General features: G+C 61.2%; 18 protein-coding genes and 2 CRISPR repeat arrays. Of the genes, 8 read left to right on the forward strand and 10 right to left on the reverse strand.

All coding sequences use genetic code 11. The features are described from left to right. The 10 genes from GYH26_RS07285 to GYH26_RS07330 form a co-directional block, all read right to left on the reverse strand. Nucleotides 1-1,068, reverse strand: coding sequence for a PorV/PorQ family protein (locus GYH26_RS07285; RefSeq protein WP_012845294.1), 1,068 nt, complete (start codon nt 1,066-1,068; stop codon nt 1-3). After that, nucleotides 1,040-4,438: a hypothetical protein gene (locus GYH26_RS07290; RefSeq protein ID WP_242006638.1), complete on the reverse strand. Its 3,399-nt coding sequence runs from the start codon at nt 4,436-4,438 to the stop codon at nt 1,040-1,042. Before GYH26_RS07290 ends, GYH26_RS07285 begins: the two co-directional genes overlap by 29 nt. 11 nt (nt 4,439-4,449) lie before the next feature. After that, a complete protein-coding gene (locus tag GYH26_RS07295) occupies nt 4,450-7,143 on the reverse strand; it encodes a TonB-dependent receptor (protein WP_161541086.1) in 2,694 nt (897 codons plus the stop codon). Nucleotides 7,144-7,215: 72 nt separating this feature from the next. Beyond that, nucleotides 7,216-9,948, reverse strand: a complete 2,733-nt coding sequence (locus GYH26_RS07300) for an FG-GAP-like repeat-containing protein (protein WP_242006639.1) — start codon at nt 9,946-9,948, stop codon at nt 7,216-7,218. Nucleotides 9,949-10,743: 795 nt separating this feature from the next. Beyond that, a CRISPR array of direct repeats spans nt 10,744-11,399; the repeat unit is 37 nt; unit sequence GTCGTAATCCCCTTTTCATCGGGTCAGGTCTTCAGAC. A 189-nt stretch (nt 11,400-11,588) separates the two neighbouring features. Next, nucleotides 11,589-13,244: a type III-A CRISPR-associated RAMP protein Csm5 gene (gene csm5 / locus GYH26_RS07305; protein ID WP_161541087.1), complete on the reverse strand. Its 1,656-nt coding sequence runs from the start codon at nt 13,242-13,244 to the stop codon at nt 11,589-11,591. 17 nt (nt 13,245-13,261) lie between these two features. Then, nucleotides 13,262-14,275 (reverse strand): type III-A CRISPR-associated RAMP protein Csm4, encoded by a 1,014-nt coding sequence (gene csm4, locus GYH26_RS07310; RefSeq protein WP_161541088.1) that lies wholly within the window; start codon nt 14,273-14,275, stop codon nt 13,262-13,264. Next, nucleotides 14,272-15,066, reverse strand: coding sequence for a type III-A CRISPR-associated RAMP protein Csm3 (csm3, locus tag GYH26_RS07315; RefSeq protein ID WP_161541089.1), 795 nt, complete (start codon nt 15,064-15,066; stop codon nt 14,272-14,274). The genes csm4 and csm3 overlap by 4 nt, the downstream gene beginning before the upstream one ends. Nucleotides 15,067-15,082: 16 nt before the next feature. Further along, nucleotides 15,083-15,469, reverse strand: coding sequence for a type III-A CRISPR-associated protein Csm2 (gene csm2, locus GYH26_RS07320; RefSeq protein ID WP_161541090.1), 387 nt, complete (start codon nt 15,467-15,469; stop codon nt 15,083-15,085). Nucleotides 15,470-15,498: 29 nt separating this feature from the next. Then, nucleotides 15,499-17,712 (reverse strand): type III-A CRISPR-associated protein Cas10/Csm1, encoded by a 2,214-nt coding sequence (cas10, locus tag GYH26_RS07325; protein ID WP_161541091.1) that lies wholly within the window; start codon nt 17,710-17,712, stop codon nt 15,499-15,501. 102 nt (nt 17,713-17,814) lie between these two features. After that, nucleotides 17,815-18,732 (reverse strand): CRISPR-associated ring nuclease, encoded by a 918-nt coding sequence (locus tag GYH26_RS07330; RefSeq protein ID WP_161541092.1) that lies wholly within the window; start codon nt 18,730-18,732, stop codon nt 17,815-17,817. A gap of 140 nt (nt 18,733-18,872) precedes the next feature. Continuing rightward, nucleotides 18,873-19,468: direct repeats of the CRISPR family, unit length 37 nt; unit sequence GTCGTAATCCCCTTTTCATCGGGTCAGGTTTTCAGAC. A gap of 289 nt (nt 19,469-19,757) precedes the next feature. Here GYH26_RS07330 and GYH26_RS07335 point away from each other — a divergent pair. The 8 genes from GYH26_RS07335 to GYH26_RS07370 all read left to right on the forward strand — a co-directional run bounded on the left by GYH26_RS07335 (nt 19,758) and on the right by GYH26_RS07370 (nt 26,557). Next, nucleotides 19,758-19,943 carry a DUF4236 domain-containing protein gene (locus GYH26_RS07335; RefSeq protein ID WP_054684809.1) on the forward strand — a complete coding sequence of 62 codons (186 nt, stop codon included), beginning with the start codon at nt 19,758-19,760 and terminating at the stop codon, nt 19,941-19,943. 113 nt (nt 19,944-20,056) lie between these two features. Beyond that, nucleotides 20,057-21,094, forward strand: coding sequence for a hypothetical protein (locus GYH26_RS07340; protein WP_242006640.1), 1,038 nt, complete (start codon nt 20,057-20,059; stop codon nt 21,092-21,094). Between the two features lie 20 nt (nt 21,095-21,114). Further along, the gene (locus GYH26_RS07345; protein WP_161541093.1) at nt 21,115-22,902 is read left to right on the forward strand and encodes a hypothetical protein; all 1,788 of its coding nucleotides are present in this window, start codon (nt 21,115-21,117) and stop codon (nt 22,900-22,902) included. A 6-nt stretch (nt 22,903-22,908) separates the two neighbouring features. Beyond that, nucleotides 22,909-23,727, forward strand: a complete 819-nt coding sequence (locus tag GYH26_RS07350; protein ID WP_161541094.1) for a hypothetical protein — start codon at nt 22,909-22,911, stop codon at nt 23,725-23,727. 3 nt (nt 23,728-23,730) lie between these two features. Further along, on the forward strand, nt 23,731-24,579 hold the full coding sequence (gene csx2 / locus GYH26_RS07355) for a TIGR02221 family CRISPR-associated protein (protein WP_161541095.1): 849 nt from the start codon (nt 23,731-23,733) through the stop codon (nt 24,577-24,579). Nucleotides 24,580-24,629: 50 nt separating this feature from the next. Beyond that, nucleotides 24,630-25,778 carry an RNA-guided endonuclease InsQ/TnpB family protein gene (locus GYH26_RS07360; RefSeq protein WP_161541096.1) on the forward strand — a complete coding sequence of 383 codons (1,149 nt, stop codon included), beginning with the start codon at nt 24,630-24,632 and terminating at the stop codon, nt 25,776-25,778. Beyond that, a complete protein-coding gene (locus GYH26_RS07365; RefSeq protein WP_242006641.1) occupies nt 25,735-26,184 on the forward strand; it encodes a TM1812 family CRISPR-associated protein in 450 nt (149 codons plus the stop codon). Before GYH26_RS07360 ends, GYH26_RS07365 begins: the two co-directional genes overlap by 44 nt. Continuing rightward, on the forward strand, nt 26,165-26,557 hold the full coding sequence (locus GYH26_RS07370) for a CRISPR-associated protein (RefSeq protein WP_161541097.1): 393 nt from the start codon (nt 26,165-26,167) through the stop codon (nt 26,555-26,557). Before GYH26_RS07365 ends, GYH26_RS07370 begins: the two co-directional genes overlap by 20 nt. The last annotated feature ends 4 nt before the right edge of the window (nt 26,558-26,561 follow it).

The raw sequence follows: 26,561 nt of genomic DNA on the forward strand, positions 1-26,561 counted from the left end.
TCAGAAGGCGACACCCACGCTGACCCACCGGGTCGACCCCAGCCGGCCAAAACTCGCGTGCGCAAAGTCGAAATGAGCACGCAATCCGGCAGACACCAGCGTCAATCCGCCTCCGAGCGTCAATCCCTGCTCGCCGTCGCGCTCGAAGACATTCTTGTAGCCGATCCGCAGGGCCAGTAGATCGCGGAGATTCAGCTCGGCGCCGAAATTCATGTACTCCGTGTTATCGTTCGGGTGCGCCGCATCACTCAGCAGCATAAACCGAACATCTCGATTTTCATAGGCAGTAAAGGCCACACCAAAGCGAAACAGCAGCGGCAGGTCGTACGAATCCAGCAGATAAGCCGCGTTGACCACCTCGACGTTGCCCTGGTTTTGCAGGTCCGGATCCACACTGAAGTAGATGTCCCTTCCGTCCATGCGCATCTTGGGACCGAAATTCGAGATGCTGGCGCCTATGACCAGGCGCTCAAACGGCGTGATGAAGCGCACCCCGATGTCCACGGCCACGGCCGAGGCGCTGCTATGCCAGATCGACTCCCGGATGTATTTGACCGAGCCGCCCAGCGCAAAGCGATCGGTGAGGTTGCGTGCATAGGAGAGCTGCAGCGCAAGGTTCTGCACCGAAAAGCGCTCACCGGTACCTTCCGGCTCTTCCACGGTACGCACCGGCATCTCTCCGGAGTTCAGGTAATAGAGTCCAGCTCCGATGGAGCCGGCCGATCCCAGCGAGATGGCCACCAGCGCGACGTCATAGGAGATCCCGGCCAGATAGTCGGTGTGCGTGAACTGGGCCGCTCCCCCACGAAACCACGCCAGACCCGCCACATTCCAGTAGATCGCCGGCAGATCGGTCCCCAGTGCCACGTAGGCACCGCCCAGTGCCAGCGGCCGGGCCCCCACCCCCAGCTTCAGGAACTGTGCGCCCGTCGTCCCCACCTTGGTGATGGTGCCCCGCGCCGGCCCTTCGTTGGAGAGCTGGGCCCGGACTGCCGGCGCTCCGCCCACCAGAAAAACGACGGCCAGCAGTTTCAGCAGGTTATTTGATGACCGCAAACTTCCCGACATAGGTACCCTCTTCCGACTCGACGTGGAAGATGTAAAGTCCGTAGGCAATGTCCATGTTGTCACGACTGCGCAGATCCCAGTAAGCAATTCCGTTGTCGATCGGGCTATCGTGCTCGATCACGTCCACCAGTTCGCCTGCCAGCGTGTAAATGCGGATGGTGCAGCGAGGCGGTAGATTCGCAAAGTACAGGCGCCGATCTCCGCGCCGCGTGCGCGAAACCGGATTGCGCGGCTCGAGCACGTTGGTGGCCACGTAAGGATTGGGCACCACGTAGATCTCCCGCATCTGCCGACGCACCTTTTCCGGTTCGGTACGGGCCGCGCGCGTGCGGAAGGTGAAGACATCCTCTATCGTGAAGGGCTTGCGCGTCACCACCTGAAACACGTCCCCCTCTCCCGGCAGCGTGCCCCGGTTTTCCGGATCGAAGAAACGCACCTCCCAGGTAGCGATCGGTGAGCCGTCCTGATATTCCAGAAAGATGATGCGCTCGTCGATGTCCCAGCGACCGTTGCGGTTTACATCCGGCACAAAGACATCGACTGGCTCATTGGCCCGCGTCCGGTTATAGACCCGGAACGGCAGGGGCAGCCGCGTGGAGAAGCTGGTATCAACGATCTGATTGGCAAAGCGGATTTCGTAGTCGTAGGGGACCCCTCGGCGGCCGGGACCGGCCGTGGCCACCCGCACCTGATAGGTGAAGCCCGATCCACCCTGCACCCAGCCGGTGTGTACCGAGTCGATCGCCAGCGGGTCGTTCCGAACGAACAGGTGCAGGCCGTCAAAGATGGGATTGGCTTCCTCAAAGTTAAGCAGGCTGCTGCGGTCAATCGGACGGTACTGGAAACGGGCCACCAGTTCCATGCCGGGCTCGATGGCCCCACCGTCCAGATAGATCACCCGGCCTGCCCGAGCGTTGAGCGTGTAGTCGACGCCTTCCTGCAGGGGCTGACCGTTATGCAGCAGTTCGAAGGTTTCCGGAATGATGTTGCGGTAGCCCAGCCCCGCCGATTTCCCCACCTTGCCAACCTGAATCGTTACTTCTACCGGCTTCTCATCGATCACGGAATAGACGAGCTGGCCATCCACCTCCTCGAAGATCAGCCGATAGGGGTTATCATCCTCCACCGCCATCGGATCGATCACCTCGATGTGGATCGTACCCGTGCCGTGTCCCGACACGTGTGCCACAGGTCCCGTGGCCGACGGTTCATCGGCAACCACCTCCGGCGGCACGTATCCGGCGGCCGGGGGACGCGGTACCACAGACACCGTGTTGACGTCGAAAATGTAGGTGTCGGTCTCCGGATTATAGGTGATGGTTTTGCTGGTCTCGCTGGGTGGGATGCCCAGGTCCGGGGCCCCGTGATCGTAGGCCACCACTGCGTAGAAGTACCGCTGACCGTTAATGACGTTGTTGGAATCCATGAACGTGTGGCGCAGGCCCGTGTCGTTTCCCAGGAAGTAGGCCACGCCACGCCGCGGATAGGGCACCGGGGAAAGCCCCTGGATGCCGTTGATCCGATCGAAGCGAGCGGGCACGCCCGTAACCATCTTCAGCGGCTCATAGAGAAACGGCGTGCCGTTGATGTCGGTGATGGTCTGCAGGTCGGCAAATTCAGGATCGGTCGAGCGGTAGATCACGTAGCCCTCGAAGTCGTTCTCTCCGCTGAGCGGATCTACCGAGTACTCGGCCCGGTCGTCCCAGTAGAGCGTCACCTTGCGGTCGCCCGGCACGGCCACGACGTGAGGCTTCTCGGGCGGTTTGGCAAAGCGGTAACCTGCGTTGTAGATCTCCTGGACCGTCTCCGCGTTGAGCATCAGGTCGTCCAGGTTTTCGCCCATCAGCAGCGCAATGGAAAAGCGCTTGGTCTCGCCGGCCCGCAGGCGGAAGGGTCCCGATCCATAGATGAACACGTAGTCGCCCGGTTCGGGCGGCACCTCGTCGAAGCGTCCCGGCTGCACGAAGCTCCACACCCGCTCGTCGTTGCTGATGCGGTTTCCGGCAAACGGCGGCGAGGCGAAGCTGGTCAGCCCGATCATGTCGCTCTCGTCGATGTCCGTAAAGTCGATGTTGGGCTCGCCCGGCCGCCGGATGTCGTAAGGATCGCCCGGCGTGGGCAGCCCGTCCCCTTCGCCTTCGTCACCGGTACCCGGAATGCCGTCGATGCCCACGTCATCTCGCTCGGGATCCCAGTCGCCGTCGTTGTCGATCCCATCGTACCAGGATTCGTCGACCATCCCGTCGCCGTCGTTATCGATCCCGTCGTAGTCGATACCCGGGCTTTCCAGGAACTTGTAGCCGAAATAGCCCGGCTTGCGTCCCGGTATGTCCGAGCGACCGTCGGCATCCCAGGCATAGACCATGTTCAGACGGCGGTCGAAGTAGGCCAGGTCATCGTGCCAGTCGCCCGGGCCGCCCACGTGCGGGTCGCCCCACATGCCGAAGATAACCTTCTCCAGGTCCTTCGGACTTTTGTTGGTGATCTTGTACACGAAGAAGATGGCATCTTCGGCCAGCGGATTGGACCACTGGTAGATGCGTACCTCGACCTCGAGCCCGAGCCCACGTTTGGTCGAGTCATCCGGGAAAGGATAGTAGTGGAATTCCTTATTGCTATAGTCGTTCATGAAGTAGAGCGCCTCTTTGTCAGCGTTGGAGACACCCTGCCGCAATGCGCCGGGCCAGACGTACTGGCGCAGGTTCGGGTTGTACCAGCTCTCGGGCCACGAGTCGGGGCGTCCGTCCAGGTCACGATCCGGTGCGTCGTTGGTGGGGATTTCGTCAGATTCCGGGTTGACGACCTCCAGCCCTTCGAACGAGCCGACCGGCTGGGCGCAGGGAATGGGCTGCCAGCCCCACCACTCCTTTCCATCCGGCGAGCGCTCGCCACCGTTCGAGACCAGCCCGTCCGAGACGATGTGCATCACCCAGATGGTGTCGCCATTGGCATCGTAGACCACGTTCCCCTGCTCGTCCCGCATGGGCACGCTCTGGGGATCTTTATGGCCCTCGTCGATCACTTCGGCAGCCACGAACGGCCCGAACTCGTAACCGTAGCCAAGCCCGTTCCAGACAATGTCCGTGATCGTATTGCCCGGACTGGAGATAGAGCCAAAGTTGGTGATCTGCGTGGTGATCTTGTTGCCGTTCATCACCACATCCCGGCGCGTGGTGTAGTCCGGGCAGTCCAGCTGATTCTGTTGCAACGGCTGCCGCTCCAGGTAGGTGTACCAGCGGTAGACCTGCTTGAGCGTCCATTCGCGTCGGCGCCCCTCACGCCATTCTTTTTCCGACTGAGCCCGGGCAAACCGCTCACCGAACAGGCTCAGCACCAGCAGGATGCCAAGTACGGCCGTCTTACGCATCATCTCCCCGCGTTTTAAAAGGACAGCGACATTCCGACACGTACCTCTCGTGGCGGCCCGAACCAGTGCGGGCGCGTCAGATATTCGTCCAGCGTGTGAATGCCCGGTTTGCCGTAATACGGCTCCCACGTGGCGTGCAGGTTGCGATAGCGAGCCAGCGAGTAGGTGGCCCGCCCGGTATCATTGAAGACAAACCGCTCGTTGAGGCGGTCAGACAGGTTGTAAACGCGGGCAAAAAGCTGCAGCGAGGCGGGCCCCAGTGTGAACGTGCGATACAGGTACAGGTCCACGGTCATCTGCGAGGGCTTGCGCGCACTGTTGGGCTTGAGATCCACCTTCTGGTTGATTAGCTCGGGCGTATAGGGGTACCCGGTGGCAAACTGGCCCTTCAGACTGACGCCCCAGCTTCCCGTCCCATAGGTGACCGTGCTCGACACCACGTGTCGCTGATCGAAGTCCAGCGGCACCAGCTCCAGCGGCGTCTCACGACCCGACAGAAAGTTGAAATAGAAGGCATTGGCGTCGTCACGGTTACCTTCGGCAATCTGGAAGGTGTAGTCCAGCGTGGCGGCCAGCCGATCGTCCCGCCCGCGCCGCTTCGTAAGCGAAAACGTCAGTCCCTTGACGTTCGCGTAGTCCTTGTTCAGGTAGATCCGATAGAGCGGATCGCTGGCCGTGCGAAACTGCACGGTCTGCAGCGTGAGATAATCCCGGATGTCCTTGTAGTAGGCCGTCACGTCGATGGCCACCAGCGCGCCGAGCTGCTGCTGCAGGCCGATCTCGTACATCACCGTGCGTTCCGGGCGCAGGTTGGCGTTGCCGAACGTGGGCGTGGTCCCGACGCCAAACTCGAATTCCGGGTTGATGTAGATATTTCGCAGCGGGGGCATCTGGTAAAAGTGGCCATAGGACAGGTGAATGAAGCCCGTTTCGGTAATGGGGAAGGAGATGCCCAGTCGCGGACTGAAACGATAGCGTGGACGCGACCGCCGGCGAGGTCCCAGGGGATCGAGCAAATCAGGAATGTACTCCCCCTCGGGCCAGAAGTAGTCGAAACGAACACCTGCGTTCACGATGAATTGCTCGAATTCCATCTTGTCCTGCACGTAGGCACTCCAGATGAGCACGCGCCGGTTACGGTAGCGATCGTGGGCGGGCGAGTCGAGCGGCGGCACGGTGGGCTCGCGGTACTGGTTGCCGTCGTAGAGTACCACAAAGTTCTCGCGCGACAGGTAGTGTACATTCCAGTCGATGCCCGCCTTGGCCTGATGAATGCGCCCGAACTGGTGGGTGATGTCGAGTTTGGCCCGCCAGGAGCGGCTGTCCTCGTAGACGTGGCCTTTCTGATCGCCGCCAAAGAGAAACTGATTCCCGGGGAAACCCACGATGCGCCCGTCCGACACGTAGCGCGGGTCCGTGGGATTCTCGTAGAGGTAGGACCGGAAGGAATGCGTTGCGTAGGAAAGCCGGATCGTGTAGAAAGTCCGGGAAGAAAGCGTGTGCGTAAGGTGCAGCGCGTGGTTGCGGCTCCAGTCTCGATAGGTGACCACCCCGTCCGGGTTGAAACGATACTCGAAGGCGAAAGGTCTGGTGCGGGCACGGTCCCGCATGTGCGTATACTCCACTTTAAGTGTCTGGAAGGGGCGGGCGGTAAGCTTTAAGAGCAGGTTGGAGCTGGTACGTGGGTTCATGGGCACACGCTCGTCGGGCACGGGTAGCGAGTCGACATAGGCCGTCCAGGGACGTCCCTGGATTTCGTAATACCAGGGATTGACGTTGAAATTGGCCGAGTCCGAAGGCAGGTGCTCCCGGATGCCCCAGAGATGCCCGTCCGACTGATCGCGCCGTGCCGAGAAGAAAAAACGTACTTTTTTGCCGGTCAGCGGCACCGGACCGCCCAGCGTTCCCTCGATCGTGGTGGTATTTCGCTGGATGCCCGGAGGTAGATAGAAAATATCTTCGTGGCGCGTCAGGTAGTCGCCGGCGTAAGCGCTGAAGGTTCCCTCGAGCTTTTCGCCCCCCTCTTTCGTCACCACGTTGACGATACCCGACATGGCCTGTCCGTACTCCGCGTTGAAGGTGCCGGAGACCACGGTCAGCTCCTGGATGGCGTTGGTGGCCACTTCCGTGGCCAGGCCATTGGCATTGAAGGGATTGCCCACCGAGAGCCCATCGACCAGGTAGGCGATCTCCGTGCTTCGCCCGCCACGGATGTGGAGTTCTCCAGATGGGCCGCGGTTCACCCCGGCCTGAAGGGCCAGCACGTCCAGAAAGCTCTCCACCGGAAGCGCCTGGATCTCCTCGGCCACCACGGTCTTCCGTGATGAGGTAAGGTCTCGCTGCACGAGCGGCCGCTGAGCCGTAATGACCACCTCCTCCCCCGCCACCACCGAGGGACGAAGGCGCACCTCAAGTTCGCGCGTCTGGTCCGAGACGATGCGTACGTCCGTGTAGCGGACCGTTTCGTACCCCACGTAAGAAAAACGCACGGTATAGAGGCCCGGCCGCAGATTCAGCACCACGTAGTAGCCCTGCGCGTCGGTTACCGCTCCCTGGCCGGTCTCCTCGATGTAGACGGTAGCACCGATGAGCGGTTGGCCGGTCTCGGCATCCCGGACGTAGCCGGCCAGCTTTCCGGTCTGCGCCCACACCGGAACCACCAGCATGAGCAGCAATCCCGGCAACAGTCCATACCTTGTCGCCATCATCGCCCGCTTTACGACCAGATCGGGCGGCCCCGGAAGCCATGCGACCTCCGGAGCCGCCCCTTCGGCAATTTACTACCGCACCAGCATTACCTGTCCCACCTTGCGGAAGTGGCCGAATTCCAGTGTGTAGAAGTAAAGGCCACTGGCCACACGCTGCCCTGCTGCATCCGTGCCATCCCAGCTGAAGGTATGGGTGCCGGGTCCGTACAGCGCATCGCGGGCCAGCGTGCGCACTTCACGGCCGAGCATATCGTAGATGCGCACGGTGATGCGCTTGGCCAGCGGCAACGTAACCGTAAACTGCATGCGCTCACGGAACGGGTTGGGGTAGGCGGCCGAAAGCCTGTAGTCGGAGGGAAGGATGACCCGTTCCTGGTCGATATCCACCGTCAGCCCGTCCGAAGCAATGATCCGCATGAACGCACGGGCCGGGGCTGCCCTGCGCTCCCGAAGCGTGCGCACGTATCCGTACTGGAACGGATGCGCTACAAGGGAAGCCCCCGCGTTCACGCCGACGATCTGGCGCTGACGGGTGTCGAAGGCCACCCCGCCACCCACTCCGCTGATCAGCGATCCGCTCCCACCGGAGGTGGTCCCTACCAGACGCGGATTCTGAGTGTCGGTCACGTCGACCAGATAAAACACGCCGGCGTTGTCCGGACCGATCGCGAGCAATTCCGCCGAGAAGCCGGCAAAGTCGGGGGTGAACCGATAGTAGGCGACGCCCGCCGCATCCAGTGGCACAACGCTGTCATCAATCGTGGCCAGCACCTGCCCCGTGTCGTCGATCAACCGCACGGGCTGACCTGCGCCATTGATCCAGAGACGCGTGGCGCTGACCGGCGCAATGCCGCCGGAAGCCGCTCCCTGCGCAGGCAGATCGATCAGGAAGTTCTGCCCATCGGTGCCTGTACGGAAAATCTGCGTATCCCCACCGATAAAAGCAATGGAGTCGGTGCTGATGTAAGCACCCAGCGCGTTGCCAAAGCGGCCACCCGACGCCAGCATCGTGTCCAGCACCACCTCTGGTGCTCCGGTAAAGGCTCCGGTCCACTGATAGAGCCGAATGGCCGCCGTGCTGGCATCGTTGACCAGATTGACGGCGATCAGCGCCGATCCGCTGGCTGCCAGGGCGTTGAGCACCTCGTCTCCGCCGGCCACGCCGGTCATGTCCAGCGTGTCCACAGCAGTCCCGTCGTCCGGATCAAGCGCCAGGAGCATCGGTGCCCCGGCATCCTTCACCAGCGCAAGCACCAGGTTGTTGCCTGAAGAATAGGCCACATCCCGGGCGTCTGCCGTGAAAGACCACTGCTGCGCCTCGACTGCTTCCGTCCACACCTCATCGTAGGTATCCAGGCTGTCATCCACACCCTGGAAGGAGACCACCACCTCCCGCTGGCCGTCTCCATCGGGATCACCAAGGTAGGAGAGCTTGGCCGGGAAGTAGGGGTCGTTTCCACCGCTGGGCTCATAGTAACGGCTCGGCACGCCGGCCGAGTCGCGGAAGATCACGTTGAAGGTGGTGCTGTCAATCGGAAGCGCCGTGTTGACGTCCATCAACGTATAGGAATTCGGATCTTCCGGATCGGTGCCGGTAAATTCCGCCACACGGATAAAATAGGAAGGCTCGCCCGCCGTGAAGGCACTTCCGGAATACGAATAACCTGCACCGATCAGCTCCGGATGACCATCACCGTCCAGATCGCCGGTGGTAATACCAAGGTTCGTCGGACCCTCCAGCAGCGGAAAGATGAGCTGATCGGTAGTGATCTCCAGGGGATTTTCGCCGCTTTCGTAGTTCAGGACGGCCAGCTGTCCAGTGTGGAAGTTAGGATAAAAGACCTCATCGTCTCCATCGCCGTTGATGTCCACCACTACGCCCCCGAACAGCGCGACGTGGTCGCCACTGGAAGCATGCACGTACACGTTCTGTGCATTCGCATCGGGAAACTGATATTGATCCGGGCCGAGTACGTCTCCATTGGTAAAGTTAAAGTTGTTCCAGGAGTGCATGGACAGTTCGTAGGTCCCGTCACCATCCAGATCGGCCGGTAGGATCGCATAGGGACTGCCGCCGCCACGATTGACCGGATCAAAGTCTTCCGAGGCGCGGCTGCTGATGCGCACTTCTTCGACCCACACCTCAAAGCCGCTCCCGATATCTCCGGTCACGGATAGAATGTACCAGTTGTCGTAGCGGTTATTGCTGCCATTGTTTGGGAAAAGCAACTCCTGTTGACCATCGCCATCTACATCAGCTACGACCATCTGCTCGCTAACCCAACGATCGGGCAAATCGTCGGGAAAGTCGTAGATGGAAGCGGGACCCGTTCCGTAATCGTCATCGGTGCCGGTGAACTCGTAGACGAAGAGCCCCGGCCGCAGGTTAAGTTGACCCACCAGCGGGTTGGTCGCACTATAGCTTCTTCCCGACAGAAACATGAACTCGCCCTTTCCGTCACCGTCCAGGTCGCCACAGACGGCATAACGGGCGTTCTGCGAGGTACTGGTCGAATCCATCCATGGCGTAGCATAGACCAGCTCCCAGGTGTCCACTCCCTTGTTCTCAATCACATAGACGCGGCCGCCGCCCGAATAGTCCGTCACCAGCACCTCCACCAGACCGTCGCCATCCATGTCGCAGGGACCATAGGCACCGCGCGCGCCAGAGTGGAATCCCACAGTATAGGGATCCTTGAAGTTGTCGCTGACCGGTACGTTGAAGACGTAATCCGTCTTCTGCGCCTGCAATGGCCAGGCAATGATCAAAACGGCCAGCATACAGAGCGGAGTAGCTTTGGACATGGCGCTTTTCCGGTTGGTGAGTGGATGCGCTTTCATGATTAGTTAATGAAGCCTCCAGAAAAAGTCAACTTTTATGCGATTGAAAGCGGTCCCAGACTCAGGCAATCACAGGATGAAAAGACTTCTACCAGGCGGTGCCCCTGCTGGCCGGGACGATTCCCACAGGCCACCTGGAGAGCAGGCAGCGCCCGGGCCGTTACCACTGGGTGGCCGGACAAACGCCTACCTGACCCAACCCGATGGGCCGGCTTTGCGTCTGACGGGCGCATTCGAGCCAGGCTCGTGAAGCGTTCCTCCGACCGGGTTGTGTCCGCCCCTCCTGAAGTGCCAATCTTGTCCGTCTGACGCTCAAAGCCGCATAGAGACCAGAACCTTGTGTAAGAAGTCGTTTGCGCAGCACCACCTCTTTACACAAGGCCAACGACCACTTGAAAGGCGCCTCGCGTCAGACCCAAACCGCCATGCTTTATCAACTCGGATCCAGAGACACGTGCCGTTCCGAAATCCATGGAATTTTATTCCCGGACTTCTTCCTGCTTCATCGACCCATGACTCGGAGGGTTCCGCCGTCAGAGGAGTCTCCACAGGCGTCACTTCCCGCGGAACTCGCGGTAGGGCCCGTCAGGTGGGCCAGCCCATACGGTCACAAGTCCTACGCCGTCTTGTAAGAGACGCCGTGCTTGCTGGCCTAATCGGACAGCTTCATAATTCCACAGAAATATCATAAAGTTCTATGAGTGATACCTCAAACTTCAGCTGTTGTCAACCCTCGACTCATGAATGGCGACGTCCCTCGTCGTAATCCCCTTTTCATCGGGTCAGGTCTTCAGACTTCTTTTTGAACGGCGGCGGGCTGTTGAACATATCTTTAACCGTCGTAATCCCCTTTTCATCGGGTCAGGTCTTCAGACTGAAGACGGTGAAAGAAATATTTATGGCGCATTACCGTCGTAATCCCCTTTTCATCGGGTCAGGTCTTCAGACTGGATAGTCTTATCGTTCACGACAGCGTCGATCCAGACGGTCGTAATCCCCTTTTCATCGGGTCAGGTCTTCAGACAAAATCGTCCATTTTCGTTTTGAGCGGTTCCGATCCTATCCAAGTCGTAATCCCCTTTTCATCGGGTCAGGTCTTCAGACATAAGAACTTGCCCTACAACATTGTGAGGGAGACAGGTCGTAATCCCCTTTTCATCGGGTCAGGTCTTCAGACAAAGAGCGTCGGCTTTTGAGCTGGGAGGCCTACAAGCGTCGTAATCCCCTTTTCATCGGGTCAGGTCTTCAGACTTCATTGACCCGGTAGAACTTGGCGTCCATGGCTGTGTCGTAATCCCCTTTTCATCGGGTCAGGTCTTCAGACGCAGTACGAAAACAAAACGGCCCGCTTGCTTAGCGAGATGCTCGCCTACATTCGGTCGTAATCCCCTTTTCATCGGGTCAGGTCTTCAGACCCCATTGTTACGGGGCTCGTTGGAACCGGCCTGTTTGCCCTCAAAAAGGCCGATTTTTTCGCCAACAACACGTCAAAAAACGGAATAGAATTTGCTCCGAAAACCCTGTGACAATTCCGTGTCACACCCCCTCCTCCATCCTGATCGCATTATAAACAGTCAGGCCATAGAAGTCAACCTCTCGCGGAATCAAACCCGAATGCTCTGCACCCTGAACATGGCCGGGCGTCCCTCCTTCTTGTTCCACTGGGCCACCTGTACCCGGATACGCTGCCCCACTTCAAGCACCCTGTGATTGGCGCCCCCACAGGGAAACCTTTCATTCTCCAGGCCGCGCACAAAAACACGAATCGTAAACGGTGAACGACTGTTGTCCACCACCTCGGCAACGATGTCCTGGCTCTTGGGCCCGATCTCATCCAACCACAGGTCCGAGTCATCCTCGGCGGCTTCTTCCTCTTCGGCGGTGGCTTCCGCTTCAGATGCCGGCCAGGGCCATTCCAGCTCCACCCAGCCCATTGGCTCCGCTATCATCGCACCTTCTCCGTCCAGAGCCATGCGCCGCGATGTCGGGAAAGTCTGCAGCAGATCCTCCCGCTCCTTCAGGGAAAAGAGACGATACAGTAAATCTTCGAGCGTTTCCTGCCAGGCCGGCTTTTCGCGCAGGGCCAGATAGACCGTAGCGGCGGCAAATCCACTCCCCCATCCCAGCCGCAGCATATCCTCTGGCATTTCGTCATAAAAACGCTGCAGACGACGAGAGATCTGAAGCGTGCTTCCTCGTTCCGCCCTTCGACACCATTCTTTTTCAAATGTCTTCAATGCACGGGCAAAGTTGCGCGCAGCAGTACGCACCCGCTCCAGCAAGCGGCGCTCCAGCTCTTCGGGAGCCATGGCCGCCGCCTCCTCCAGAGAAAAACCGTAAAGCCGCTGGAATTTCTCCGGAAGGCCAATCCATATTTCTGTCCCCATTCCCTGCGCTCCCTGCTTCAGCAAATCGGTCGCTGCCCGGAAAAAGGACACATCGAAGCTTACAGACATCGATAACTCCACACCGGCCTCCAGAGCCTCCACTGGCGGAGCCTGCGGCTGCGGATTTGAGCCCGGTAGTAAGATCTGCACATCCGTCACGACACCACCTTCATCGGCCGCCACGGGCACCGAATCGCTTACCTTCAGAAACTTGAGCAGATCGAACTGGGCATCTTTCCAGCTAACTTTTTCTTTCTTTTTCAGACCACAATAGAAAATATCCTGCTCAAGCCAGCGGGCAAAAAACACGCGATCTCTGCCGCCCAGTCTCTTCCCTGCCGCTGGCAGGGCTGCGCGCATACGCTCAAGCCAGCGCTGCAGGTTTCGCTCATCGGCCTCCACAAGAACCTGGTAGAGCAGACAGGTGCGCAACGCTCCTTTGAGCGAAGACCCGGGAATGTAAAGACGCCCGTCCGGATCTTTGAGCTGTTCACGCACGAGTTGTCTGAACTCGGAAAAGGGCGTGCGCATCGCATAGCGCGAAAGCTCAGAAAGCTGCTGCAGCAGCCGGGCGTCTACGTCGGGCCGGCCCAATTCATTGCGCACGAAGGTGCGCAGCGTAAGGCTACGACGTATTTCAGACTGCGTCCTGTTGTCCCGGGCGTTGGCAAGACGCTCGGTATTACGCTCAATCCACGACGCAAATTGCTCAATGGACTCCTCGCCGATTTCGTCCAGCAGAAAAGCCGTCACCCGATCAATGTCCAGTCGCCAGAAAAACCCGTCGTGGATAATGTACTCGAAGGATTCAAGCTCATGGCCCGAGCCGATATGGACCGGCGACCGCGTTATGAGCTTCAACGTAATCGGCATAGCCCGTTCGCTTCCCGTTATGATGACCGAAGATAAGCGGGCAAATCCAGCGCAAGTCCGCTGTGGCGCACCTGAATCCCTGCCGATTCCATCACGGTATGCACGGTGCCGCGCAACGGATGGCCGGGATCAGGCATAAGTGACCCTTCGGCAAACATATAAAGCGGCTTTTTCCGGTAAGCACTCCCGGGTAGCCGATGGGCACCGGCATACCCCTGCCGCCGCTCCAGTTGATAGAACGTTTGATCCCGATGCCGCCGAATGTGCGCCAGCTCTTCAGGATTCGGACTGTAAAGCGAAAGCAGCAGACGATGCGTGGGCTTCGCGGGCACCTGGAGCTCCAGCCGACGCAATGCCCAGTCGAAGTGCCCTTTGCCTACCGAACTGTCGCCACCCCACCCCACATGGTGCAGATAGCGCAGGGCCGGCGCGATGCGTTCCACGTCTCCCTCGCACAGGAAAAACAGCCCGTGTCCCCGCTTCAGGTAGTATTCGTGGCTGTAAAAGAGCTGGCCGGCATCATTCTCCATGCGCGTGGTACCCGTAAGCCGGTCGATCGACGTATGCAGGTTGTCCTGCGTGAGGATCACGGGCCATTGCTTTTGCTCACCGGATTGCTGAAGTGCCTGTTGCAATCCGGCCTCGTCGAGCTCGCCCTGCAGCACCCGTTCAAAAAGCTCCTGCGGGAGCCATCGAATCTGACGAAGTTTTTTTCCCTGCTTCATCTGCTCGAAAACGGTGCGGGCGTCGGCCCGGGACGGCTCCAGCAGAGGCGGCGGTGGCAGCACCGGCCTCGGGAAAAAATGCCGGATCACGGGCGCTCCATCGCCGCGCGAAACTTCAACAAAGGGAAAAGCAGAAGAAAGCCGAACCGGCGGCTGGCCCGCCTCGCAGGCGGCAATGAAATCATCGGCCTCTCGATCGCCCGCCACCACACGCAGCGCCACCACGAGCAGGCCCCAGAGCGTATCGGAGCGCAACGGCGTGCGAAAAGAGGCCCGCGGATACAGATAAATCGCCTGTAACGTCATGCCTGATTCGTCGCAAGCTTTTCGGCAACCTGGCGAAATGCCTGCTTGATTGATTCGAACCGGCCCTCGTCGAAGCTGGCCGTCTCCAGATCGAACGTCAGCTCCTCATGGGGGAGATTGGCCCGGCGATATGCCTCCCCACCATTCAGGTAATCGTTGAGCGTAACGATGATCGGCTCGGCCAGCTTGAATTTTACCTGACCATAGCCGCGCGTGCCGCTGCGTCCCAGCCAGGAATGCTCCAGCAGCCGCAGCCCATCGATGATGTACCTGAAGTAATCGGCGTCCCTGACCTCATAGACCCCGAAGACAAACTCGACGTTGAAACGAGAACCGCGCACGACCCGCTCGGGAAATCGCGGGTTGGCGGCCGAGGTGAGACGGTCGATGCCGTTTTCTGCTTTGATTTCGGTGTAGAGCAGCTCAGTATCCAGGTTTTCCCACATCTGGATTGTTTCCTCATCCGGAAACGCATCGCGCACGATCAGACGCGAAGGGCCAATGTTACGGGCTTCGGCCGAAGTACCAAAGACGCGCTGCAGCGGGCAATCTGGATCAAAGCTCCTGAAATTGGGATCTTCGTGGGCCTTACCCAGCGCGAACGCCAGCAACGACCGCATCTTGCCCTTGAGTGAAGAGCCGGGCACGTAGGGATAGTTCGTCGCCGGGTCGCGAATGACGGGCTGATCGACGCCGCCGATTTCAAACTTTTCCTTCGAACCGCCGATGTGCAGCCCTGTCAGACATTCCATTTTGCCCTTGAGGACGATATTGCCCAGAAAACCGGCCATGACGCACCTCCCGGTTTTAGTTATCCTTTCCGCCGTAGAACTTGTGATAGGCCACAATGCCCTCCACAAGATCAAAGAAATTCTGCAGCGCTTTCTCAAAGCTCTGCGAGTTCAGCACGGCATTCACCACCTGCCTGAGGTCTTCGCTCATAGGACGAACCTTCTCCTGTCGCCCTCCGGCATAGGCCAGGCGCGGTTTGAGCATGACCAGATCGCGTTTTATTATTTCGGGACTGACACTCCGATTGCGACGCAGGCGCGTGCGCATGCGGTTGATGTGGGCAAAGACGTTGCGCACCTGGGCTGTCTTGATCTCCTTTTCTGCGTACTTACGACCCATATCATGGGCCAGTCTGTCGATCGCCTCCGGCTCCAGTTCGGCCAGATCCTTTGGGATGTCCATGGCAGCATCAGGGCTGGTTTATGTACAGATCAGTTGCGCTGTTTGCGGGTTTTCAGCAGGACGTAGGCGGCCGGGATGACGAACGTACGAAACCATTCGCTACGATCGGGCCCCTCCAGCAAAAAGCCCCGGGCCAGCCGCATTTTCGGGGACTCACCCTCCTGCGTGTCCGTCTCCAGCACCCTGGCATGCACTCCCCGGCGGGCAAAGGTGTAGTGCAACAGATGATTGAATCGGGCCAACGCAGCCAGATCGATGCGCCCTTCTTCGTCGAGCACCTCGCGGCTGTAGCGAAGCAGCGTATGCAGAAAGGTGCGAGGAAGGCGGTCTTCGTCGGGCAGGGTTTCGTCCGACACGGCCAGCAGCAGCGGCTCGCCCAGTTCGTCCAGGAGAACGCTCAGGCGTTCCCAGGTCACCGGGGTCTCGAAAACAGAAATCCTGTTCTTGCCGGCCGCTTTGGCCCGATCTTCTTCCTCGCCGGCCGTCTCGGCCGCCACGGTGATCGGAAAATGCTCCTTGTGAATCGACAGACCGGCCGAGATCGTCACCGACGGATTGCCTGCGCAGTATTCACGCAGCTTTTCACGGATGCTCCGGGCAAAGCGCAGCACGCGAATCCAGGAGCCAACGGCAAACAGATCGTCCCCGCCGGCATAGACCAGGTACACGTCATGGCCCCGGGCCAGGGCGTTGACCTGGCCCCCGAAGAATCGATCCAGCTCCCGGGAAAGCGCCGCCGTACGGTGCAGACCAAAGGGCTGGTTACCAAAAGCCGCATGCAATCCCACCACGAAAAGCGCTCCCAGGTTGTCCACGTCCATCCGCAGAAAGCCCAGGAGCGGGTAGTTTTCACTTTCGATCGCGGCCAGCTCCTCGAACATGAGCGGTCGCGAATCGTCCGCAAGCATCGGCACATACACGCCGGCGGGTAGAAAGCGCCGGCCGACCTGCATCGCTCCCGGTAAGTTCGGGATTCGTGGGGTGCGTATATTGAAAACGGTGCCCCGGCGCGTGCCCAGTTGCCCCACTATCGCCTCGATCCTGTCCTCTTCCACAAAGAGCCACGTTACCGCAAAGCCCCGCAGCTCCAGAGCGCACCGCACGCCATCCGGCGCCTGGTTCGCGGCAAGCCCCGGCACCTCCACCAGGTAGTGCGTATAGGGCAGCGCCTGCCCGACGCGATGGAGCTTCGGGGTCTGGTTTGCCTCCTCGATGGGCTGCCCCACAAGCGTGTCGAGCACGTTCCACCCCTTGCGCAGTTTGGCCATCTGCAGTGCTTCTTCCAGTTGCCGCAGTGCCTCATGGGGGCGGCGTTCGACCTCCTCAATGCTGACGGGTACCGAGGCCTGCACCAGCTGAATGGCGCCGCGCAGCTCCTCGAAAAGTGCCTGATTGATCTGGCGGTCTGCTTCGTCGAGCTGTTGCGGCGCCGCCTCGGTATTCGGGATCAGCAGCAGAAAATGCCCACCGCTACTGTAGAGCACGCAGCCATCGGGCAACCGGAACTGGCGCTGCAGGTGGCGCACCACGGTGCGCGTCAGCAGCGCCACAAAGAACGAGCGGCCACGCAGCAACTGGGCGGGGTTTTCGGTTGCATCACCCCGCAATTCGCGGTAGATGAACGACTGGATGCCCGAGACGTCGCCCTTGACCAGCAACACGGCGGGTTCACTTCCCGCGCGGGCCCGGCACAGATGCAGCGCGGCCGTTACCCTGCTGTAGTCGAACAGCGAAATACCACGCGCTCCGGCATCGGGCGCCGGGACGTAGGCGGTATATTTCTCCAGCAGCGTGTAGAGCGTCTCCAGAGCAGCCTCGACATCCTGAATTCCCCGCAATGCGCGGGTCGTCTCGGCCTGCAATTCCTGCCAGAGATTACGGCAGGCTTCCCGGCCGTCGCCGACCTCCTCGGGCGCAACGGGGTACACGGTGCCCTCCGAAAGCGGGCGCGGGGGATAAACGCGCCCGGCCGCTGGCTCCGGATGGCCGGGCAACCGCACCTGCTGCAGCAGCGACTCCAGCCAGGACGAAGGGCGCGCTGCAGGTAACGCCTCGGCCGCCGCACGCACCGCCTCGCGAATGGCTCCGGCATGCGGTCCGAAAGCCGGACAGGCCTCCAGCACCTGATCGGTGAAATGCAGGCTCGCCTCGGCAGGCGACCGAAACGTCTGAGGGCCCAGTTGTTCGAGCACGCCGACTGCGTGCAGCAGCCCGCTCAGATAGGCAATCTGTCCCTGGTCCATCGGTTCGTACTACACCGTGAAACTACCGAAGAGAACGGCCGCCTGGCTCGATTCGTGTTTCGGGAATATCAGAATTCCGGCGGCTCATACGCAAGGGATGCCTTACCCGAAAGTCTGTAGGCTTTCCTCCCTACAGGGCTCGCCAATTCGATCCAGCACCGGCGCGAAGTGGGCCACCAGTTCGGCCCGCGACAGCGGCACGCCTTCGGCAAGTCCGGCAAACGCCCGGTACTTGTCGGCCACCGTGGCCAGTTGATTGGCCACGGTTTTGGGGCTGCGCTTCAGCATGCGGGCCAGCTCGCTGTTGGAAGCGCCGGTGCGTGCCAGCGCGACGAGCAGCGTGCGCTCGGCCGGTGTCAGCTCGTGCAGCAGAAACCAGGCGCGCTGCCGCCGGCTTTCTTCGTCGAGCCAGGCCTCATGCAGGCGCATTGCCTCGAAGGGATCGCCGGTGACGGCCAGGCGCGTGGCGGCCGGTGGAAGGGCGCTCCAGCGCACGAAAGGTACGGGCACCAGGTGCACCCGGTCGCCCGGCTCCGGATGCATGCGCCCGGAAGCGAGCAGTTCCCCCTCCGAGATCAGATGCCACACCTGATCTCCGGCTTCGCCAAGGAGCTGGACCACGGCCATGCCGTACGCGGCCATGACCTTACGGCCTCCGGCGATCAGAAAATGCAACGGGCGCCGCTGCCGTTTGACCTCCAGCACCTCCCGAAAAAGTATCCGAAACACCTGCCGCGCTTCCTGCTCGGTACGCACGTCGGTCAACTCCCGACCGGCTTCATCCCGCAAAAGCACACGACGGACCGTCAGCGATCTGTAGGCCGGCCATTGCCTGAGCTCCGCATCGAGCAGTTCGAGCGAGCGGCGAAGTGCCGGATAGTGAGCAGCCGTGTGAAACACGACCAACTCCTCCACCTCCATTCGTTGCGCCGCCAGCAGATCCAGCGTCAGCGTGACCACCTGGGGCTGTTCGCCCAGCGTGGCCATCAGTACCGGACCCTGACGACGCGCAACCGACATGCACTGAGCTCCAGAAACTCCGTCAAATCCTTATAGCAAAGAAAAGCAAGCGGTCTTTTTGCTGTCAAGACCCCGGGCCTCTGGAGTGCAAAGAAAGCCTCCCGATCAACGGACTTCCCCTGCCGAAAGGCGCCCGTCTTTTTGTAATCCCCTTTTCATCGGGTCAGGTTTTCAGACACGGTTCGGCGGTGCAGGTCTTCCGGTTTGCGGGAACGGCGAAGTAGTCGTAATCCCCTTTTCATCGGGTCAGGTTTTCAGACACGGTTCGGCGGTGCAGGTCTTCCGGTTTGCGGGAACGGCGAAGTAGTCGTAATCCCCTTTTCATCGGGTCAGGTTTTCAGACACGGTTCGGCGGTGCAGGTCTTCCGGTTTGCGGGAACGGCGAAGTAGTCGTAATCCCCTTTTCATCGGGTCAGGTTTTCAGACCACAAGACCGGAGGCGGCCATCATGCAGGCACTCCGAGTCGTAATCCCCTTTTCATCGGGTCAGGTTTTCAGACGCACAAAACAATGGAGGTGTTATGCAGTACATCGTAACCGGTCGTAATCCCCTTTTCATCGGGTCAGGTTTTCAGACGGAAAGTGAGCATCACGCCGAACTCACGGAGCGCCGCATCCCAGTCGTAATCCCCTTTTCATCGGGTCAGGTTTTCAGACATTACCGATTTGCGTTTTGTCAACGAGGCTTTCATGTTGGTGGTCGTAATCCCCTTTTCATCGGGTCAGGTTTTCAGACCCCATTGTTACGGGGCCCGTTGGAACCGGCCTGTTTGCCCTCAAAAAGGCCGATTTTTTCGTCGTCAACACGTCAAAAAACGGAATAGAATTTGCTCTGAAAACCCTGTGACAATTCCGTGTCACACCCCTTCCGTTCTGAACACGTCGAAGCATAAGTGATTTTCAGCGGAATGTCAAGCCCCGTATTCGCCGAAGTTCTCTCCCTTTTTCGGAAATTCGGAAAAGCATCCCGGACGCGCCCTGCACGTTGATCCGGTGCATCCCTGAAAAAAACCTTAATGCGCACCATGCCACTGCACCTGTACCGCACGTTTCGACTGGGTCCCGTACGGCTGACGATCAGCCATCGGGGAATCGGCCTGAGCATCGGCACCCGCGGTCTGCGCATCGGACGCACGCCCTCCGGACGGCCCTACATCCGGCTGGGACGCGGCCGCTGGCGCCTGGAAAAGCGCCTGCCCGAACGCCCTTAGGCTTCATCCATCGGCGCATTAATCTGTAGCCGATCGCTGTACGCCGATATGCGGCGCAGCAAGGTAGTTCCCACAACTACCGGATGGATCTGATGTCATCCCACAGCGCCATCATGGAAGTGATCCGACACCCTGCAACGGAAGCGTCCACCGAGGCGCCCTCGTCGATCCTGACGGAAGCGCCGGACTGGATCGCCGACGACGGCCTGTTGCGCGACGAGGGGGTCATCGTGGGGCGTGCCCTCGGCACCGACCCGCTTTCCGAAAATAATGGCCCCCACTTCTGGAAACTGGAAACAATTCGGGCTTACTACGACGAGCGCCGGGCACCGCTGAAGGCGCAGCTGGAGGCGATCCGCCGGCAACTGACGCGGCTCCAGCACCGCGAAGCCGAACTGCGCGAGGAGCTGGTCCGGCACGAGCGGGCGCTGGCCGCCCTGGCGGAAGTCGAAACCCGCCTGCCGCTGACGGGACGCAACCTGCTGCTTGCCGCCATTCTGACGGTGGTGTGCGCCCTTACGCCTTTTGTCGTAGCCGAATTGCTCCCGTCCGAACGCTTCGAGCATCCGCTGGCGGTAGCCATGGCGCTCAGCCTTTTGGGGCTGTTCGCCCTGTTTCAGGGGCGCTCGTTGCTGGTTGCGGCCGATGCCCGCCTGTCCGGAGCACCGATGCGACCGGAGCGGTGGAAGCTCTACGCCATGGAATTGCTCCCGCCACTGGCCGTGGCACTGCTGGTGGCCGCGCTCGCCCATCGCTCCGAGGAGGGCTGGCTGCCCACGCTGGTGATCGGGTTCGCGCTGTTGCTGTTGCTGCTGATCCCCGGCCGGCTGCTCATGAGCCTGCTGGCCCGGACGCTTCCCGAGCTGAGCGGCTGGTGGCGCATGGCCTCGCATCGGTGGCGCCTGCGCCGGCACCACCGCAGGGCGGCCGCCGCCCTCCGCAGGGATCTGGAAAAGCTGACCCGACTGCGCATGCAGCTCGAAGACGAAACGATCCCTCTGCTCGAGCGCAAGCTGGCATTCCTGGATGCCCGTTGCCGCCGCAAAGAAGCGCTCTTCCGCTCCGAGATGGAGCTGGCCCGCCAGCGCAACCTGCTGCGGGCGCGCTACGAGTCTAACGGCCAGCAGCATTCTCCGGAAATCTCCCTGTAGAACCATCCCGGTTACAGCCCATGCTTCAGATTTTCCGCAGAAAGTCGCATCCCGAGGCTTCGTCTCCGGCGGACAATATCCTGATGCTACCGGTCGGCGCCGAGGAGCCCGACCCGAACCGGCCGCATCTGTACGGTCAGTATGATGGCGGCCTGGCCGTCGAAAACGATGCGTTTGCGGAGTTTCTGCAGGCCGCCTCACGCCGGGAGCATCTTGCCGAGCGCATCACCGCGCTCCTCGAGCAGCGCCATCAGATCCAGGAGCAGCTCCGGCAGGCGGAGGCTGCCCACATCAGTGCGCAGACACTTCCAGAGCGCCTGCAGGCACTCGAACGCGCCCTGCCGGAGGCGCGCCAGCGCCACGAGCAGCTGCGCCAGCAACGGGAGGCGTGCGAGAAGGAACTGGAAACGCTGCACCAGTCGCACGAGGCCTACTCGCTCGTCCAGATGCTCATGTACGGAACGGCCGGCCTTGCCTTCCTGCTGGGCGACATTATCGTTTCAAAGGAAATCGTGGCCCAGGTGCTCTACCTGCCCCTCGAATACGAGCGCTGGTTGTTTGCCGTGGGCCTGGCATGCATCACCTTCGTACTGAAGGTGGCCTACGACCGGCTGGTGGAGCTACCCTTCTGGCAGCGTGTCCAGAAGCGATTCGAGGTGGTGATTCTGAGTATCTCGACGCTGGCGCTGATCACACTCATCTTCATGGGCGCACTGCGCACCCAGGAGATTCAACGGCAGCACATGCTGCGCAGCACCGAACAGACCACCTGGTCGCTCGAGGCAGACGCGCCGTCCATCCAGCAGGAGATTCCGGGTCCCGACGGGACCGTGCTGCTCGTGACGTTTATGCTGGCGGCGGTTATGTTTGCCACCGCCGGCGCCGTGTGCTTCAGCACGGCCCATACGCACGCACGGGGATATTTCCATCGGTACCGTCCCCTGCGCCAGAAGTGCGCCCGGCTTTCTGACCAGGAGCGGGAGGCCGCCCTGCGTCTGGAAACGCTCGAAGAAAATCTGACCCGGGGACGCGAGGAGCTTGCCCGTGCCACCGCCACGCTGGCGCTGGTGGGCACGCCGGAAGTTCTCCGTCAGGATCTGCAGAAGCTGGAAGATCGTATTGCCCAACTTCAGGACCAGCTGGCCGATCTGCTGGTCGCACAACGACAGGCCAGCTATCGGAGCGGCCGGGAGCGGGCATTGCACTATCAGCGCCTGCTGGCCAGTCAGTCGTCGAAGGAGGAAACAGACGAGCTACCGGACGCATCCTCCGAGCAAGAGGAGCACGAGGAGGCGGCAGATGCGCTCCCCGAAGCTACGGCCGCGCAAGAAATGTCCGAGAAGGAAGCAGACGCGCTGATCGAAATGCTGACCGCTCAGGACAACCAGGAGGATGCAACCTCCACGCTCCCCGAGGTCTCGGTCGCGCAAAACGACCGGGAAGACCTTCATGAGGCTGAAGCAGCTACCGATGAGCTCCCCGGAGAACGCTCCGAGAGTCGGGAAGCAACCCCGGAAAGTCTTCCCGGCGAGCATGAAGCCGCGCAGCCGGTAGCTCTGACGGTCGCGCATTCCGATGCTGCCCCTGAGGACTCCGAAGCGTTTCAGACGGGATCCAATGGGGCTGCGAGCCCGATGCCAATCGGATCTTCCGTAACTTCGGACGTCGAAGGGGAATCGGCTGCTGTGGGCGGCGACGGTGCCGAAAGATCGACCGAGAGGCGCAGTCGCCGCGAACGGGGCGTCCGGCACGGCCTGCGCCGCCCCTTCCTCGACATTCGCGATGAAATCCTGGACCTGACCGCATAGCAGTACATGCGCTGGTTCTGCCTGTTCTTCCTGATTGCTACGCTCGGGTGCAGTTCCGAAGCGCAGCGCGATCCGCTGACGGCCTGCGCAGACGAAAACCTTGCCCATGAGTCGCTCACGGGCATTCCTCGGACCGCACTGGTTTTCATCGATCGTAGCTCGAGCGTAACGGCCTCGCCCGACACGCGCCGCGCCTTCGAGGCGGCGCTGCGTCAGCAGGTTGAGGCGATCCTGCCCGTCCGCGGCGGGACGATCCAGGTCTTTTTCGTACACAGTCGCACGACAGGCAAGGCCGATGCACGCACGTTCGTGCAGGATGCGCCCCTGCCACGTGTATCGCCTTACGATTCGGAGCAGCGTCAGGCCTGCCGTCAGTACGTTTCGGAGGTGCAATACCGCATGCGGGCCGCCCGCGATTCGCTGCTCCGCTTGCTCGACGAACAGGTAACCACCAGCGTAACGGAGGCTACCGACCTGTGGGGCATCTTCGAGGTGATCTCGGAAACCCTCCCTGCTTCAAACGAGATGCCCCCCGCCACCGTGCTGGTGCTGAGCGACCTGCTCGAGTGTATGCCGGGTCCCGAGCGCCGTTGCTTCGAAAGTCGCCCGCCGACCAGCAGAGCACAGGCCGAAGCCTGGGCCCGCGAAGATGCCGAGCGCATTCAGCGCAGCTATCGCATCCGTCCGGAGGTGCTGCGCCAGGCCCATTACGTGCTGATCTCCGGCGACTTCGCCAACCGCGAGGAAAGCCGCTACGTACGCTACTACTGGTTCGCCCTGCTGGAAGCCTTCGGCGTCCCCTACGAACAGATCAGCATCCAGTAAGCCATGCGCGTGCAGCTTTCGTTTATCGGAACCGGCAAGTATCAGCCCTGCATTTACGTCTGGAACGACCAGCGCTGCGAAACGCCCTATTTCCAGGAGGCGGCCTTTCAGTTTTTCGAGCCGGAGGATTGCCTGGTGCTCATGACCGAAGAGGCCGAACGCATACACGGGCAGGCCCTGAGCGCGCGCATCGCCTACCAGCCGATTCGCATTCCCGACGGCCGCACCGAAGACGAGCTCTGGGAGATCTTCTCGACGCTGACGGAACACGTTCCCCAGGACGCCACGCTGATCGTGGACGTGACGCACGGCTTTCGCACGCAACCCATGCTGGCGCTGGCGGCCCTGTACTATCTGCGCGTGACCCGCAACGTCGAGATTGAGCGCATCGTCTACGGTGCCTTCGAGGCCCACAACCCCGAAACCAACGAGGCGCCGGTCTTTGACCTGACCCCCTTTCTCACGCTTATCGACTGGAGCGTGGCGGCCCACCAGTTCATGCGTTACGGACAGGCCGAAGATCTGGCCCGGCTGATCCGGGAAATCCATCGGAGGACGCACGTGGAACGTGCCGGGGTGCAGGCCCGGCATGCCGCCCCGGCAGCTTCCTGGCTGCAGGGCTTTGCCCGCGGTCTGGCACTGGCGCGTGTGACCGAGGTGATGACAAAGCATGCCTGCTGTCTGCCGGAAGCCCTCGAGCAGGTGCGCCAGGAGGTGAACCGCATCGCCCGGCTCCGCCCCTTCGAGCTTTTGCTCGACCAGACGGCCGAGCGCGTGCGTCTGCTGTATCACGACAATCGGGCAAGGAAGCCCACGGCTTCAGCCGTGGGAGGAATTGCCCCATGCCCGTGACATACCGTTGACACCGGCGCATCATAACCTCCCCACAAACGCTCCCCGTCATGCAGACGCTGACGCTGCGCACACGGCTCGATCCTACACCCGAGCAGGCGGCTGCTCTGGAGGAAACCCTCGAGCGCTTCGCGCAGGCGTGCAATCTGACGCTGGAGGTGGCCCGTGCATGCCGCACCTTCAGCAAGTTCAAACTTCAGCGGCTCGTCTACGGACAACTCCGCGCGCTGGGCCTGTCGGCCAACCTGGCCATTCGGGCCATCGCCCGCGTGAGCCATCGCAAAGGCCATTGCGCAAAGCACTACCGTCCCACCTCCTGTGACTATGACCAGCGCACGCTCTCGCTGCGAGGCCAGACGGTCAGCCTTTCGACCACGCGCGGGCGGCTGCGCATTCCCATGCGGCTGAGTCCATACCATCGCTACTGGCTTGCTCGGGCGCGCAGCGTGCAGGGTGGGAGGCTGCTTCGCGACCGACGCGGACGCTGGTATGTCCACCTGACCGTTCGCGTTGCGGTGCCGGAAGCATTGCCGACCGGTCGGGTGGTAGGTGTCGATCTGGGGCAGCGCCTCCTGGCGGCGCTTTCGACGGGCGAGTGTCTCTCCGGGGGTGCGCTCAAGACGAAGCGGCTCCACTACCGCGCCAAACGCGCCGAGATCCGCTCGAAGCTGGATCGCCCTTCCGAACGCACCCGGTCGCTGAGGCGGCTGTGGGCACGGCTTTCGGGAAGGGAGCGGCGCTTTGTGCGGCAGGTGCTGCATGAGGCGAGCCGCCGCATTGTGGACGGCCTTGCGGCGGGCGATGTGCTGGCGATCGAAGACCTTCGCGGTCTTCGCGGACGTACGATACGCAGGGGCAGGACCGATCGGCATCTGCACCATCTGTGGCCCTATGCCTTGTTTCGGCGCTTGCTGGAATACAAGGCGCGGCTCAAGGGGGTGCGGGTGGTGGTGGTTGACCCGGCGCATACGAGCCAGACATGTCCGCGTTGTGGGCACGTTGATCGGCGCAATCGTCGGAGTGGGCGGCTGTTTCGATGCCGGGCGTGTGGATTTCAGCACAATGCGGACGTGGTCGCGGCGCTGAACCTTGCCCGAAGAGCGGGCTCTGAGGGCATGGGCCGTTGTCAGCCGGCCCCTGGTGCTATCCCGGCCGGTGGTCGGGAGGGCAAGCCCACGACTTCAGTCGTGGGTAGCTGACGACAATCCACTCTCGCTCGATGGGCTCCATCTGCAGGCCGAACTGATCCGTCTGCTACGCGACTACGGTCTGGTGCAGCAGGCCGTCACCGTAGCCCGCGAAGCCGTCGTCACGCGCTATGCGCTCGACCTCGGGCGTGATCCCCTGCAGGATCGCGAAGCGGTCGAGCACGAACTGGGCCGCCTCGCCAGCGGCCTGCAGGATCAGGCTGTGCGCGCCGGGTATACGTCCGAAACGCACCGGCTGGCGGAGCTGTGGAACGCGCTGACCAACGTGCGCAACGACATCAACCACGCCGGCATGCGCAGCCATCCGGAAACGACAGCCAATCTGCATCGCCTTGCCTCCGAGCTGGCAGAAAAGGCAGCAAACTGGATCGCCCGCAATGTTGATCAACCTGAGTAATCACCCGGCCTCGACCTGGGGAGAAGCGCAGCGTGCGGCAGCCCGAATCTATGGAGAGATTGAGGACTGGAAATTCCCACTCATTCCACCCGAGTGGGACGAAAGTCAGGTGGCCGACCTGGCGAAGACCTACGCCGAACGTATCGTTCGGCGCCTGAACGAAGCCGGCAAGGGCTGCCATGCCGTCCACGTGATGGGAGAGATGACCTTTACCTGTACACTGGTACGGCTCCTGCACCAGCGAGGCATTCTCTGCCTTGCGTCCACCTCGCAGCGCATGGTCGAGGAGGACCCTGCTTCGGGGAAGAAGATCGCCTATTTTCGTTTTGAGCGCTTTCGCCCCTATCCCTGTCTGCAGGCGCTCTCCTTTTGACGAA

This window comes from Rhodothermus marinus, from assembly GCF_009936275.1.
In the GTDB taxonomy this organism is placed as follows: domain Bacteria; phylum Bacteroidota; class Rhodothermia; order Rhodothermales; family Rhodothermaceae; genus Rhodothermus; species Rhodothermus marinus_A.